The sequence below is a fragment of the Xenorhabdus aichiensis genome (assembly GCF_028598775.1).
In the GTDB taxonomy this organism is placed as follows: domain Bacteria; phylum Pseudomonadota; class Gammaproteobacteria; order Enterobacterales; family Enterobacteriaceae; genus Xenorhabdus; species Xenorhabdus bovienii.
The window spans coordinates 45,061-58,485 of the sequence record NZ_JAQRFO010000002.1 but is presented as its reverse complement, the minus strand read 5'-3'; the positions used below and the strand labels follow the sequence as shown (position 1 = coordinate 58,485).

At 35.2% G+C, this 13,425-nt stretch carries 15 protein-coding genes and 4 pseudogenes; 9 read left to right on the top strand and 10 right to left on the bottom strand.

Going from position 1 to position 13,425, the window contains the following annotated elements; translation table 11 throughout:
• Positions 1-22 precede the first annotated feature (22 nt).
• The 9 genes from PSI22_RS01590 to cpxR all read right to left on the bottom strand — a co-directional run bounded on the left by PSI22_RS01590 (position 23) and on the right by cpxR (position 9,382).
• Positions 23-844, bottom strand: coding sequence for a glycosyltransferase (locus PSI22_RS01590; RefSeq protein WP_273578106.1), 822 nt, complete (start codon positions 842-844; stop codon positions 23-25).
• Positions 845-887: 43 nt separating this feature from the next.
• Positions 888-2,009, bottom strand: a complete 1,122-nt coding sequence (locus tag PSI22_RS01585; RefSeq protein WP_273578103.1) for an adenylyltransferase/cytidyltransferase family protein — start codon at positions 2,007-2,009, stop codon at positions 888-890.
• A gap of 5 nt (positions 2,010-2,014) precedes the next feature.
• Entirely contained in the window at positions 2,015-3,049 is a 1,035-nt protein-coding gene (locus tag PSI22_RS01580) for a sulfotransferase (protein ID WP_273578101.1), read from the bottom strand.
• On the bottom strand, positions 3,050-3,520 hold the full coding sequence (gene tagD / locus PSI22_RS01575) for a glycerol-3-phosphate cytidylyltransferase (RefSeq protein WP_338113565.1): 471 nt from the start codon (positions 3,518-3,520) through the stop codon (positions 3,050-3,052).
• A 9-nt stretch (positions 3,521-3,529) separates the two neighbouring features.
• The gene (locus tag PSI22_RS01570) at positions 3,530-4,606 is read right to left on the bottom strand and encodes an EpsG family protein (protein ID WP_273578099.1); all 1,077 of its coding nucleotides are present in this window, start codon (positions 4,604-4,606) and stop codon (positions 3,530-3,532) included.
• The gene (locus PSI22_RS01565; protein ID WP_273578098.1) at positions 4,603-5,682 is read right to left on the bottom strand and encodes a glycosyltransferase; all 1,080 of its coding nucleotides are present in this window, start codon (positions 5,680-5,682) and stop codon (positions 4,603-4,605) included. The genes PSI22_RS01570 and PSI22_RS01565 overlap by 4 nt, the downstream gene beginning before the upstream one ends.
• Positions 5,679-6,848, bottom strand: coding sequence for a CDP-glycerol glycerophosphotransferase family protein (locus PSI22_RS01560; protein WP_273578097.1), 1,170 nt, complete (start codon positions 6,846-6,848; stop codon positions 5,679-5,681). The genes PSI22_RS01565 and PSI22_RS01560 overlap by 4 nt, the downstream gene beginning before the upstream one ends.
• A 474-nt stretch (positions 6,849-7,322) precedes the next feature.
• Positions 7,323-8,693, bottom strand: coding sequence for an envelope stress sensor histidine kinase CpxA (cpxA, locus tag PSI22_RS01555; RefSeq protein WP_273578095.1), 1,371 nt, complete (start codon positions 8,691-8,693; stop codon positions 7,323-7,325).
• The gene (cpxR, locus tag PSI22_RS01550; protein WP_012990551.1) at positions 8,690-9,382 is read right to left on the bottom strand and encodes an envelope stress response regulator transcription factor CpxR; all 693 of its coding nucleotides are present in this window, start codon (positions 9,380-9,382) and stop codon (positions 8,690-8,692) included. Before cpxR ends, cpxA begins: the two co-directional genes overlap by 4 nt.
• A gap of 155 nt (positions 9,383-9,537) precedes the next feature.
• Here cpxR and PSI22_RS01545 point away from each other — a divergent pair, with 155 nt between their 5' ends.
• The 6 genes and pseudogenes from PSI22_RS01545 to PSI22_RS01520 form a co-directional block, all read left to right on the top strand.
• Positions 9,538-10,035: a Spy/CpxP family protein refolding chaperone gene (locus tag PSI22_RS01545; RefSeq protein WP_273578091.1), complete on the top strand. Its 498-nt coding sequence runs from the start codon at positions 9,538-9,540 to the stop codon at positions 10,033-10,035.
• Between the two features lie 340 nt (positions 10,036-10,375).
• Positions 10,376-10,726 (top strand): type II toxin-antitoxin system RelE/ParE family toxin, encoded by a 351-nt coding sequence (locus PSI22_RS01540; protein WP_273578090.1) that lies wholly within the window; start codon positions 10,376-10,378, stop codon positions 10,724-10,726.
• 2 nt (positions 10,727-10,728) lie between these two features.
• Positions 10,729-11,028: a helix-turn-helix domain-containing protein gene (locus tag PSI22_RS01535; RefSeq protein ID WP_273578089.1), complete on the top strand. Its 300-nt coding sequence runs from the start codon at positions 10,729-10,731 to the stop codon at positions 11,026-11,028.
• Positions 11,029-11,188: 160 nt separating this feature from the next.
• Positions 11,189-11,409: pseudogene (locus tag PSI22_RS01530) on the top strand (transposase); the annotation flags it as partial.
• A 194-nt stretch (positions 11,410-11,603) separates the two neighbouring features.
• A pseudogene (locus tag PSI22_RS01525) lies at positions 11,604-11,828 on the top strand (group II intron maturase-specific domain-containing protein); the annotation flags it as partial.
• A gap of 83 nt (positions 11,829-11,911) precedes the next feature.
• Positions 11,912-12,064 (top strand): annotated as a pseudogene (locus PSI22_RS01520) (IS982 family transposase); the annotation flags it as partial.
• 84 nt (positions 12,065-12,148) lie between these two features.
• Here PSI22_RS01520 and PSI22_RS01515 read toward each other — a convergent pair.
• Positions 12,149-12,376: pseudogene (locus PSI22_RS01515) on the bottom strand (tyrosine-type recombinase/integrase); the annotation flags it as partial.
• A gap of 170 nt (positions 12,377-12,546) precedes the next feature.
• On the opposite strand from PSI22_RS01515, the gene PSI22_RS01510 reads away from it, so the two are divergent.
• Genes PSI22_RS01510 through PSI22_RS21675 form a run of 3 tightly spaced genes read left to right on the top strand, consistent with a single transcriptional unit; the run spans position 12,547 to position 13,392 of the window.
• Positions 12,547-12,882, top strand: coding sequence for a type II toxin-antitoxin system RelE/ParE family toxin (locus PSI22_RS01510; protein ID WP_038250535.1), 336 nt, complete (start codon positions 12,547-12,549; stop codon positions 12,880-12,882).
• 8 nt (positions 12,883-12,890) lie between these two features.
• Positions 12,891-13,184, top strand: coding sequence for a helix-turn-helix domain-containing protein (locus PSI22_RS01505; protein WP_046337727.1), 294 nt, complete (start codon positions 12,891-12,893; stop codon positions 13,182-13,184).
• A gap of 37 nt (positions 13,185-13,221) precedes the next feature.
• The gene (locus tag PSI22_RS21675; RefSeq protein WP_503016466.1) at positions 13,222-13,392 is read left to right on the top strand and encodes a type II toxin-antitoxin system YafO family toxin; all 171 of its coding nucleotides are present in this window, start codon (positions 13,222-13,224) and stop codon (positions 13,390-13,392) included.
• The last annotated feature ends 33 nt before the right edge of the window (positions 13,393-13,425 follow it).

Below are 13,425 nucleotides of genomic sequence, written 5' to 3'. Positions count from 1 at the left end.
TTTGCTTTATTCTTAAATAAATTTAAAGACGAATTTGTTTTTTTCTTAAGAGAGAATATATCTTCGAAAGTATTGATGAGGGTATCAACCGTATAAAAGCTCTAATAGAAAAATATATTATTGTACTGTACTTATTTTCTATATTTAATTTCAATAATTTTATTAGCATTTTAATTTCTGATCTAAAATAAATTAGTCCTCTTCTTCTTTTGAGCATATTTTTCCCTGTGCGTGCTAATACAAGTACTTTGTCTAAATTTTCTAATTTAAAACCTTTTACATATAACCGAACCCAAAGATAATAATCTTCCATGTAGGTTAAATGCTGATACCCACCAACACTAAGGATGTGTTCTTTCCTAAAACAACTTGTCATGTGATTTATAGGATTACGTTTGTTTATGGTTGAATTGATTTCATCGCCGATTGGTACACATCTGTACCCTTTGATATCTGAAGGATCTTTATCAAATTCGGCAATATGACACCCGCAAACAGTTATGTTAGGGTTGTTTTTCATATATGTATATTGGATTTCAAATCTATCAGGTTTATTTATATCGTCAGTATCAACTCTTATAATTAAGTCGTTGGTGCATGAATTTAAACCTGCATTTAATGCTATACCTAAACCTTGGTTTTTTTCTAAGATAACATCTTTTATTGGTAATTTTTTTCTCCACTTTTCAATTATTTGATATAATTCTTGATTTAATTTACCATCTTGTACAATTACGACTTCATTTGATTTATAAGTTTGTTCGTAAACACTGTGAAGTGCGTGATCAAAGAATGATGGTTGTTCTTTATTATAGATAGACATTAATACTGAAAAATTATGCACTTATATACCTTTTTCATATTCATTTTTTTCAACTAAAGTTAATCTAGTCAAAGGATTTTAATTTATTTTTAAATTCGTGAAACTTTTTATTATAATCAGATATAATATTGGTATCGTATTTATCAGGGTGTTGATGATACCAGTTTACCCAAACTCTGCATTGGAACATTACGAGAATACTTATAAATTTTAGATCGAATTCTGCAGGGTTTAAATCAGAAAAATCGATGATGCCATTGACAATGCACGAAGCAATATCCATTTCAAAAGGGGCTAGGTCAGCATATTCCCAGTCAATAAATCTAATGCCATTTTCTGTTTTTATAATATTTTCTCGTACAAGGTCGTTATGTGACCAGCACCATTTCCGCTCTTTTTCAAAAATAAAATCATAGAAATTATATTCTTTTAAAAATGTTTCTTTTTTATTATCAATATATTTCATTAGACTAGGAAAAGGAATTGTAACTTCTTTTTTTATTTTAGAAGCTGGTATGAAATTTTTATAGGTTTTCTTTTTTTCTTTAAAATATTCAATGAGCTCTTTACTTGCTATATATCCAACTATACCTTCTATATATTCATATAATGCAAAGGTTCCGCCTAGGATGATACAATCATGCCTTAATGAAAATGATTCAACACTTGATGATTGTAAATATTTAAGCACATATTTTTTGTTAGAATTTTGTGATGATACTTTCCAAGTCATATTTGAAATACCACCATGTAGTGGTTCAACGATAAAATCATTACCAATAATATCATTTAATTTTGATATACATGAAGTTGTAGATTCAATAGGGTCTCTACCTATAAACTTCATGATTGAAATGTCTTTACCTCCTTTATAGTAATCAATTTCACCTGCATCATCTTCACCTTGAACATGTAAAGTAATACCAAAAAAATCATAAAATTGTCTATTAGTAAAAAGAGGAGCTGTAATTACTTTATCAACAAAATCTAAAGACTTGATCATTTTTACTCTTTGTTCATAGGGGATAACAGGTTTTCTTTTATAAGCTTGAGTGTCTTCATCTGTGGCTATCCCTACAATTAAAATAGCATTGTCATCTCCTTGAGCTTTAGCTGATTTTAACGCCCTAACATGACTTGCATGTAATATATCAAAAACACCGGATGTATAGATAACATTTTTCATAATTATTATAACTTTAATTTGTTCTCTGGAAAATTATAACAAAACTCGGGGAGCTCTTTTTCAATGATATTTACTTCTACATTATATTCGGGATGTTTATATTTTATATTTGTATTATTTATTGATATTGTTGGATCAAAATATTTGTACTTATAGCTATGTTCTTTATTTTCAATACCACAAAAATCACATATTTTTTGTACTGTTTCAGTGTATTTGTATATAAAGTCTTCAAAAGATAGTCTAATAACTTTTCTTTTGTCTTCTTGATCGAATTTCTGATGTTCTCTAAGAATTTTGAACCAACGAATGTAATTATGAATATCCCCAGTAGGGATCCATTTTTCATTCCATCGACATTTATTTAAAAGATATAAATCACGTGGATCTCTATCGATAATGATGACTTTTAAATCATCAAAATATTTCAAATAATGATTGGTGTCATTAGGAGGGATAAGCTGATCAAATACTACATACTCTTTTGAATCATAGTTTGATGAGTTGATCAATTTTCTTAAATAATTACGAGTTTCTGAATAAAAACTTTCCCTTGGATAAGAATAATACATTTTTTTATTAAAAAGTTTCCCATAAATTTCAGCTCCCCCTTCTTTCGTACCTAAAAATTTTTTTTGATAAAGTCTTTCAAGGTAGTATATAAATTTTTTAAGTGGGTTATCATCAATAATATCTTGATGCCAGAATCCATCCCATTCTACATCAATGATATTTTTTATATATTCGTCTGTAATCTCTTTGAATTTATTATTGAAAAAGCGTTCATATGGATAAATATTACTTTTACTTAGAAATTCTGTGTATCTTATATAATTATTAATATGATAGCTTGTAGTCAGACGATTATTGTTTTGAACAATGCCATAATCTAAATCTCTTACTCCATGGGGATCTTGTAGAAATCTAAATTCAAATTCTCCAAATGAATAAATGTTAGAAAATTCTTTTAATAAATCTGAAACAACACTTGAACCTGTACCGCCATAACCAGTACATGTAATTATTTTGGGCTCTGACATTTATTTATTTGCTCCAGATATTGCCTTCACTATATTAAAAACATTATGGACTGATTGCTCTAACTCTTGTAGTTTTTGAGGAGTAATAACTGACAGTTCATTTTTTATTTTAGTTGTTGAAACGTTTTCAGTTCTTTTTAAATAAATAATTTCGCAAATATCCTGTAAATCATCAAAATGGCCAGACCAGTCATCACCCATCCCCAGTATGTCTACTTTATTATTGATTATATCTTCTCTCTTTTGCTCCCATGTATTTTCAGGAAGAACCATATCAACATATTTACAAGATTCAACAATTTCTTTTCGTTCTTCATAAGAAAAAAAAGACCTTTTTCCTTTGAGCTGATTAAAGTTATCGGTAGAAATCACAACTATCAAATAATCACCGAGTGATTTTAATCTTTTTAAAAGGCGGATGTGGCCTACATGCAAAAGATCGAACGTCCCGTACGTTATAATTTTTTTCATCGCTTTTCCTTATGGAGTGATATTTCCTAAGAATTGGTCTGTAAACCATGGTCTATTTAGTAAGTAATAAAGATATAACATTGTATAGCTTGCAAATAGTATACTGAACGCTAATTTTTGTTTTATACATGTGGATATGTACATGTAAAATATTGGAATCATGTATTGTAATATGATGTAATATCTTATAGCCATTTCTCTGTTGAAAGATAGAAAAATAGAAAATGATAATATTAAGCCATATAGTTTTAATAGATTTTTATACGATTTATTTTTGATTTGTCTTTTTAAGAAATATAAAAATATAAAAAAGTGCAAAGAGTATAGCAAAATATGAGCATATATTGTTGATATTGCGCGACGATCATTAAAATATAAATGTCTTTCGAGTGTCCTTTGGACTATATAATAATCACCATATTTATTTATTATGGTTTGACCTATGTCACCAAAAAATAGTGATAATGAAACAATGTAAATAATAAATATTACTTTGAGATTTATACATCTAGATAAAAATAGTAAGGATAGTAATATAGCATTTGAGTTATGAACAAAAATAGATGATATAATTAAAATGCATGAGCATAAATCTATTTTTCCTTTTTTAAAATAAAATCCTAAACCTAATAAGAAAAATGAAAAGCCAAGAGCCTGCCTGAAATAATTAATTGTTCCTGTTAGCATTCCTTGACTAAATAGGACAGCCCATATAAATATAACTATATAACATTTTATATTTTTCCCAAAAATTATATAGGCGAGGTATATATTTATTCCATAAATTATGGATAAAATCATTAAATAAATTGTTGGGTTGTCAGTAAATAATTTTATTAAATACGTTATTGCCGTAAATAATAGCTCAAAATCCCAATTTTTATATAGGAAGTTTTCTACATATGCTTTAGTATCGGAACCAACTGAATAATCTCGTAATCCAAATAATATTACATATATAATTACTAAAAATAATGCAACAGAGTTTGAGAAAGCCTTATTTTTTAAACTCGCAGTAAAAATCGTTATTAATAATGAAATTAAAGATAAACCCAATAGAAAAGTTGAGTTGTATTCAGATATCATCTAAAAATCTTCTCCCAATTTTTAGCTATATATGCAATTTCAAAGTATTTCATTTCTGAATAGGACTGAGCTATTAACTTGTTTCTTAATTTTTCGTCTTTAATCAGAAGCTCTACTTTATCTGCTAGATCTCTTATATCCCCTATATCGACCAATATTCCATTAATCATATTATTAATTAGCTTCTTTCCACCATTTGTTTTGGTTGAAATGACTGCACATCCTTGTGATTTTGCTTCTATTATGCTTAGTGGTAATCCTTCAAATAAAGATGGTAGCACACTTATTGTTGTTTGTCTGAAGTAGTGAACTACATTATTTGTTGATTTATGAAAATAGATATTTTTCAGTCCTAGTTTTTTTGCTAATAAAATAAATTCTTTTTTATCTGCGCCATCACCAATAATTTCTAATTTCCAATCATGATGTTTGGATTCGATTAATTCCCATGCTTTAATTAAATTATCGACTCCTTTCTCTTTGGTTATTCTTCCTATATAAGTTACGGCTTTACCATATTCATCTTTTTTTCTTATATGTGTTGGAATAGAACATGGATTTGATATGAAAGTTATTTTCTCATCTTTTACGGCATCTGGAGTAACAGTTGTATTTTTGAAGAGACATACTACATCGTCAAATACATCAAAGATCATTTTTACTCGATGTTTAGTCGTTTTTCTAGACATGTAAAATGTTTCGAATTCATTATTTCCACCATGAGAAAAATAGATGAGTTTAATGTCTTTAAAAAAGCCTAGTCTTCTCCAAATATAGATAGGCTCTATATAAGCAGATTTATTAACAATCAAATAGGAGTTTTTGGCTTCGTTTAGAATAGGAATGATAAGAAATAGATTTATTGGTAAGGCTAATATTTTATATTTAAAAATATATTTTTTTATTTTGAATGATATTGTCTTATTTAGAGGAAAATATGGATTTCCAGAAACAACTGACAAAATTGTACATTTAAATCCTATTGTTGAAAAGTAGTTAGCCCATGAGCTAATTACTCTGACTACACCGCCTGCGCCAACCATACTTTCCGTTAGGAATACTATTTTTTTAGTCATATTTTTGTGTCTTTATTCAAATTTTTGATTATAAACTCATGTATTCTTTGGCAGTTTCCATGTTTGACAGTATTAAAAGAGTCATTAACATTATTTCTTTCTAATCTAAAATAATCCTTTTCAGATAATAATTTGGAGATTTCAAAAATAAATTCATTTTGGTTAGTTGGTTTTGGTCCTGGTGTGACAGATTGATAATCAAAATTTAAACCTACATTTTTTTCGTATAATTTTAAATCATAGGGTAAAAATAAAATAGGTTTATTTAATATTAAGAAATCGAAGTATATACTTGAATAGTCTGTTATTAAAAGATCAAATTCTCCAATAACTTCCATAATTTCATTACAAGTATTTGAGGAAAAATCTTTAATCCATTTAGAATTTTTTATTTCCGTTTTTTGTAGATGATGTGGTCTTAAACAGAGTAATATTTTATTTTTTTCTAAATATTTTTCTAATTCATTTTGTTTAAAATTTTGGAAAGGAAAAAATTTTGTGTCTTCGCCAACCCAGTCATCACCATAAATCCCAGCTCTCCAAGTTGGAGCATATAAAATAACTTTTTTATATTCAGGTAAGTCTGAAATATAGTCACTAATAGAGTTATTTTTTTCGAATAGTGCATCATTCCTTGGTTGCCCCAGAGATTTTATTTTATCTTTGTTTATTAGAAAGCTTTTTGAATAAATTGATGATAAATTTGGACTAGTTGAGGAAAATAAAGTATAGTGCTTTGCAAACATTTTCAAAGTAAGAAAAATTCTTAATTTTGATAATCCTGAATATCCCATTATTCCTATTTTCTTAAGTGGAATACCGTGCCATAAATTAATTAAAATTCTATTCTTATGTCCAAATGGTGTCTTAAGAGGGAATCCTCCATCAGTAATCCATATTTTTGCACTTGATATTTGTATTATATCTCTTATTTTTTTAGTTGTTATGAATTTATTACCGTATTTCTTTGTAAGACCTTCTCTTAATTTATCATTGTTTATTATGTATTTTACATCTAAAACATTTTCTTTTAATGTGTATTCGAATAATGCTTTAGTATTGAATTTGAAATTATTTTTATCAAATGTAAAAATTGCCAATTCTTTTTTAGGTCTGAATAATAGAGGGAAAGTGAAACAAAATAGATAATTAAATATTTTTTTCATTTTTAACACTTATCTTTATTTAGTTGGTCAAGATACTATCTTTAACTAGATCGTATTATAATTTGTTGAATTTTCTTGATTAAATTTAATTTCTACTCTCGAAGTATCTGAAGTAACTCTATCTAAATTGGTAAATAATGAGTTATCATATAGACCTTGCTAATTAAATTTTATTCTAATGTGTATTACATTAGTAGATTATATTTTAATATAAATTTGCGTAATTAATAATAAATCTCCAGAAAATATAAAGCTACCGCACTAGGTTACGGCTCCCAGAGTGCCCATTGTGCTTTAGGGTTTTTGTATTTGCTTGATATTATTAAATTTTTACCTTAACAAAAATTATAATACAGACTATTTGTGTTAAGCAGCGACGAGGTTAGACCTTCGCTGCTTCGAGGTCAAGTACAATAGTTTTTTTTCTTTAACTATTACAAACCGTAACTAACTAAATTTTAAGACGAAAGCAGTCTATCTCCCTTGCAACGGCAACCAAATTATCAGCCGTAACCCACCTAAAGGACTATCTTCTGCTTTCACCCATCCTCGGTGCTGGCTCACTGCCGTTTCAACAATCGCCAGCCCCAATCCTGTTCCACCCGATTCTCTATCTCTCGCTTCATCTGTCCGATAAAACGGGCGGAAGATTTGTTCACGGTCTTCAGGGCTGACACCTGGGCCATCATCGTCAACCGTAATTGTCACTCCATGGTTATCCGCCTTAAACGCAACGGCGATATGACTGCTAGAATAACGCAGGGCATTACGGACGATGTTTTCCAATGCACTGCCAAGTACTGCCGGATTACAGTAGATAACCCAAGAACCGGGAGGGGAGACGATATCCAGCGTTTTGTTCATCTGCTCGACTTCGAATTTAGCATTCTCCAGGATATCGTGCCATATATCGTTGGCTTTGATATTTTCACGCAGCAGTTCATTCTTATGCTGATTGCGGGAAAGTACCAGAAGATCATTGATCATCTCATCTAATCGTTGAGTTTCTGTTTCAATACGTTGCAGCTCTTTGCTCTCACCATGACGTCGGCGTAGCAGGGCGCTTGCCAATTGCAGGCGAGTCAGTGGTGTGCGCAGTTCATGAGAAATATCGGAAATCAGCCGTTGTTGGGCTGTCACCATTCTGTCCAGCGCGTTGATCATCTGGTTGAAGCTGCTGCCAGCGGCTAAAAATTCTTGTGGGCCTGATTCCAGTTCAGGATGTGGCCGTAAATTGCCTTTCGCAACCTGATCTGCCGCATTTTTTAATTTACGAGCAGGTTTGGCTAAACTCCATGCCAGCCATAATAGTAATGGCGCACTGATTAACATGGTTGCAGCAGGTAATAAAAGGGGTCGGTCAAACATTAAGTTAATAAAGTCAGACTGGGGGCTACCTGCGGGTCTAATGAGGTAAAGCTGGTAGTGATCTTCACCATCGCGGATAGAAAAAGGCCCGAGTATTTCAGAGCGACCATATTTTTTCTTCTTGGGATGATCTGCATTATTGGATTGACCAATGAAGTTACGGACAACCTGCTTTTCACTGGTCTGGATATCAACGATACGCCCTTCACTGGTAACGAGCAGTAAAAGTTGCCCCGGCGGCGTCCATTTTGCAATTGCGCGATCCAGTCGTAGCCACCAAAACAGTTCATTGGCAGGGTAGCGGGTTAACTCTTTTTCTATCTGTTTCGCGAGTATGGTGCCCTGTTGATATTCACTGTCCAGCAGCGGTGTCAATTGCCGTGAATCCAGTTTTGGTGCCATCAAGGCCACCATCAGGACGAGCGCCAGTGTAAGCCAGAAAATCGCAAAAATACGGGCTGTCAAACTATTGATCATTTTGCAGAGACCATTAAGTATCCACGACCACGCAATGTCTTAAACCAGGGCAATTCGTCAGTCCGGTTCGGCAATTTACGGCGCAGGTTGGAAATATGCATATCAATGGCTCTATCAAAGGGAGTTAACCGTTTTCCCAAGACTTCCTGACTCAAGTGTTCGCGGGAAACGACTTGTCCCAAATGTTGCGCTAATAAATAAAGTAGGGTGAATTCTGTTCCGGTAAGATCCAAAATCGTACCGTCAAAGCTGGCTTCCTGCCGCCCAGGGTTGAGCTGTAGTTTATCGACTTCGAGTACAGGTGTTCCACTATCAGCCTGTTGTTCACTCCAGTTGGAACGGCGCAGGATCGCACGTATACGAGCCACCAGTTCACGATCATTGAACGGCTTAGGGAGATAATCATCAGCACCCAGTTCTAACCCCAGAACACGGTCTAAATCGCTTCCACGGGCCGTTAGCATAATAACGGGGGTCTGATGGTCTTGCCGTAGCTCTTTTAGCGTCTCAATGCCGTTTTTACGTGGCATCATGATATCCAGTAGTAGCAGATCGATTGAAGAATCGATATATTGTAATGCCTGTTCGCCATCATGAGCGAGCACAACAGTGAATCCTTCCATCTCGAGCAGTTCTTTTAATAGCGATGTCAGTTCACGGTCATCATCAACTAATAAGATTTTATGCATGTTTTCTTCCTCCGAGAGCAAAATACGATAACAAACTTTGCTATTCCATAACTTTACGTTCTTTTACATGCTCTGACGCTAGTTTGCAGCAGCAGGGTTATAGTGATCCGCACTGACATCGAATAGTACTGTTCGAGGAAGCGAGGAATTATTTGATGCGTAACATAGCAATCTTGGCTTTAGCGTCAATGTTTGTTCTTGGAGCAACCGATGCTTTAGCTAAAACTGCTGGTACTGATAATGTTACTGCTGATGACTTCTCACAATACTGTATGCCATATGGTAATAAGAATAACGTTAGTTATTGCCTGAATGATGAACGTAACTATAACTATAGTTGTATCTTCGCTGGAATCACCTTAACAGAACAACAACGCCAGCAGATATGGGATTTAGTGAAAAAGCAACGCTTGCATGAGAAACCCGTGGCAGATATTAGAGCTGAACGTCGGAAGATGTATAGCCTTTTGAATTCAACGAATTTTGATGAGGCTGCGGTTAGGTCGCAGCTTGAAAAAATAGCGAAAGAAAATGTTGATTTGAGTATAGAGATCGCACGTATTCGCAATCAGATTTATCAATTGTTGACAGCAGAGCAGAAAGTACAACTCCAGAAACGTTATGAAGTGCGTGTTGATCGAGAAATGAACTGATTTCTATTAATACCCTTGACGTAAAGTTGCATCAACAACAGTTTTCCTTGCCATAGACACCATCCCTGTCTTTCAGCCCCCTTGTGGGGCTTTTTTTTTCAATGATTTATAGCTAACATCCCTGTAAAAACAAAAACATAAAAAAGTACGAAAGAGTGAGAAGGTGTGTGAAAGTTTTTGAGTGTGGACGATCGGTGGACGGTTTCCACACTCTAGGCGGTAATGTGTTTCGATAGCCCACAATAAAACGAAAATAATGCTGTCCGTTTTCAATATTAATATTGGCAATATAACAAATATGTTATATTTTTAATTATAACGAATAAGTTATGGGGTCGGTATGTGGGAAGTTATAACGACAGAGTGCTTTGACGAATGGTTTTTGGCTCAGAGTGATGAACTCAGGGAGTCAATTTATGAAGCAATGGGAGTACTGGAAAAGTTTGGCCCGAATCTTGGCAGACCTTATGTTGATACGCTATCTGGCTCAGATTTCCCAAACATGAAGGAATTACGTATTCAACACGCCGGTGATCCGATTAGAGCTTTTTTTGCTTTTGACCCTAAGCGATGTGCAATCGTTTTATGTGCCGGCAATAAAACCGGGATAAATGAAAAGCGGTTTTACAAGGATATGATCCGAAAAGCCGATTTTGAATATCGCCGTCACTTGGACAATCTGGAGAAATAATTATGTCTACTTACAGAAAATTGTTAGCGCAAGAAAGCCCGGAAATGCAGGCGCGCGTTGAAAAACGAGTTGAACAGGCCAGCATCAAGTTGGCTCTTAGTCAGTTACGTGATGAGTTAGACATGTCACAGGCGGAGCTTGCTGCCGCTATGGGTGTTCAACAGCCTTCTATTGCTCGAATGGAAAACACCGACCATGATCCGCGCCTTTCAACGCTCAAGCGCTATGTAGCGGCTTTGGGGGGAGAATTAAGTATTGATGTGACACTTCCAACCGGTAAGCGCGTGGCATTTCATCTATGATTCAGTAGGTCAAAAAGGAAACGTGACGTGAATTATAGAAGGCCCCTCGAAATATGAGGGGCTTTTGCATTATAGAGGTAAGATCAACTATTCGTATGGCCGTGAGTATGAGATGAAATAATAAGGCCAACTTTATCATTTGTTGCCTTACCAACTTCACACAGCAGGTAATGTGGATGACCGAGAGCCGGTCGGGAATTAGCAAAAGTATTAACCGGCTCTCTTTACGGAGATAAAGGTTATATCAGCCAATCCCTTGTGGATGATTTAGCGGAAACAGGAGTGACTTTCATCACCAAAAAGTGCCGTAATATGAAAGCAAAAGTCCTCTCTGCATGGGACAACATGATGTTATTAAAGCGTTTTATCATAAAAAGTGTGCCGCAGGCATACAAACTGGCAGTATAGGGAACGCAGCCAGTATGTAGCATAAGCTCAGGAGGAGATGGTGGCAGGCCCACCGAAGTCCGCTGTCGGAAGCCGGCTTCAAACCCCCTCAAGCGGCTGCCGTAAAGTGCGGTGGTCGTGAGCGTTGAGGTCAAAGCGCGAACAATAGTTCGGCAGGTAGGGTAAATCCCATGATAAGTGGATGGTTGAGCTATTATGGTCAATTTTGTCGTTCAGAGCTGTATAAGGTATTCAGGCAACTCAACAAAGCATCAGTGCGCTGGGCCAGACGAAAGTACAAGGCACTGAGCAGGCATAAAACCCAGGCTTCAAAACTGCTTCAAAGGATTGCAAAGCAGCATCAGGGGTTGTTTGCCCATTGGCGGGCAGGAATGACAGGCACGTTTGCTTGATGGGAGCGGTATGAGTCGAGAGGCTCACGTACCGTTCTGCGAGAGGCTGCGGGGGCAGTTCCCGCGGTCTACTCAACCAGTGTCAGCTGAAAAACATCTCTTAAATAGAACATTCAAGACACCGTAGTGTACTCGGTTTTTTGCTCGAAGTGGTGTCAGGATTAATGGCTTACACTTTTCAGCCGAAAAAACCGAGCCTGAATTTACAGAGTTCTGAACGGGCTCTTCTTAAATGAAGCTGAGGTAACATAAAAAAATACGAAAGGGTTAGAAAGTATTTGAAAGTTTTTGAGTGTGGACGATCGCCACACTCTTCTTTCTTACGCTACTTTAATTCTATCATTAAGAGAATTTAATGTAATTGCATATTGTAGATAGTCTGGGGCAAGGTGAGCATAGGCCATTGTTTGGGTTATGCTGGCGTGACCAAGTATCTGTTGTAATGCAATTATATTCCCTCCGTTCATCATGAAATGACTAGCGAAAGTATGCCTTAGGACATGGGTTGCCTGCCCTTTAGGTAAGTCGGGTTTTACTGTATGCAGGATGAACTAAAATTATGATAGCGTGACATGTCACGTAATTATCACTAAACCCGCTTCCAAGGCGGGTTATTGCTATGTGCTGATGCTAGAATTTATTAGCCCTTGAGCTAAGTTAGCTCTTGCGCTAACTTAGCTCAAGGGCTATTATTTGAGCATCAAGAGGGGATTGCCGTATGTTTGAAATTAAGTTTCATGATGCTTTTAAGGAAGAATTAAAATCACTGCCCGACTCGCTGGAACTGCGCATGGTCGCGTTAATTAAGCGATTAAGAGAAAACCCGACCAGCCTGAGAGAGCCGCATTCAAAACCGATAGAGGGATACAAAGGACTGTTTGAGCTGAGAGCAAAAGCCAAAGATGGAATAGCCAGAAGTTTTTTTTGTTATGCCGCAGGGAAGAAAATCTATCTGTTACGATGCTTTGTGAAAAAAACCAATACCACTCCCCTGAATGAACTCAGGATAGCGATTGCGCGAAGAAATGAACTGACAGAACCATCAAGAGATTAAGAGGAAATATGATGCGTGATGATTTAGATCTCTACATTGAAGAAAGAACAAAAGAAAACCCCCGATTTAAGGCCGCGTTAGCGGAAGAAGAAAAAGAGCTTGAGTTAGCGATTGAAATGCAGAATATACTGGCTGAATGGCGGAAAAATGCCGGGCTGACCAGCGCTCAGGTCGCTGAAAAAATGGGGATCAAACCACCGACTGTATCAAAAATAGAAAGAAATATCGTTAAGGCATCCATCGATACACTCAGTCGTTATGCGCGCGCCTGTGGTGTTAACGATATCAATATATCCTTATAACTGCCTTTCCTTTCTTTCCTAAAAGGCGGTATTAGGGTTGAGGCCGATTATTTTTGGTGACGAGGGGCGCTGGGAAGATCATGCATCTCTATGCGCCTCTTTTGTTTTCAAAATACATATCAAATTACCTGATGAGGAACCGTGGCCAGCTAAGATGCCCGTTGTTGCACGTAAGAGTAATAGCTATCTCGTGTATGCCCGTCATTAGTGTGAGCCGGAAAAATATCAACTCATTAGTATC

What these genes read in the sequence shown, in the direction of transcription:
- PSI22_RS01580 (WP_273578101.1), bottom strand. Translation starts at nt 3,049, where the DNA reads ATGTCAGAGCCCAAAATAATTACATGTACTGGTTATGGCGGTACAGGT.
- PSI22_RS01540 (WP_273578090.1), top strand. Translation starts at nt 10,376, where the DNA reads ATGTGGGAAGTTATAACGACAGAGTGCTTTGACGAATGGTTTTTGGCT.
- PSI22_RS01570 (WP_273578099.1), bottom strand. Translation starts at nt 4,606, where the DNA reads ATGATATCTGAATACAACTCAACTTTTCTATTGGGTTTATCTTTAATT.
- PSI22_RS01505 (WP_046337727.1), top strand. Translation starts at nt 12,891, where the DNA reads ATGATGCGTGATGATTTAGATCTCTACATTGAAGAAAGAACAAAAGAA.
- PSI22_RS01545 (WP_273578091.1), top strand. Translation starts at nt 9,538, where the DNA reads ATGCGTAACATAGCAATCTTGGCTTTAGCGTCAATGTTTGTTCTTGGA.
- PSI22_RS01585 (WP_273578103.1), bottom strand. Translation starts at nt 2,009, where the DNA reads ATGAAAAATGTTATCTATACATCCGGTGTTTTTGATATATTACATGCA.
- cpxR (WP_012990551.1), bottom strand. Translation starts at nt 9,382, where the DNA reads ATGCATAAAATCTTATTAGTTGATGATGACCGTGAACTGACATCGCTA.
- PSI22_RS01535 (WP_273578089.1), top strand. Translation starts at nt 10,729, where the DNA reads ATGTCTACTTACAGAAAATTGTTAGCGCAAGAAAGCCCGGAAATGCAG.
- PSI22_RS01510 (WP_038250535.1), top strand. Translation starts at nt 12,547, where the DNA reads ATGTTTGAAATTAAGTTTCATGATGCTTTTAAGGAAGAATTAAAATCA.
- PSI22_RS01565 (WP_273578098.1), bottom strand. Translation starts at nt 5,682, where the DNA reads ATGACTAAAAAAATAGTATTCCTAACGGAAAGTATGGTTGGCGCAGGC.
- PSI22_RS01560 (WP_273578097.1), bottom strand. Translation starts at nt 6,848, where the DNA reads ATGAAAAAAATATTTAATTATCTATTTTGTTTCACTTTCCCTCTATTA.
- cpxA (WP_273578095.1), bottom strand. Translation starts at nt 8,693, where the DNA reads ATGATCAATAGTTTGACAGCCCGTATTTTTGCGATTTTCTGGCTTACA.
- tagD (WP_338113565.1), bottom strand. Translation starts at nt 3,520, where the DNA reads ATGAAAAAAATTATAACGTACGGGACGTTCGATCTTTTGCATGTAGGC.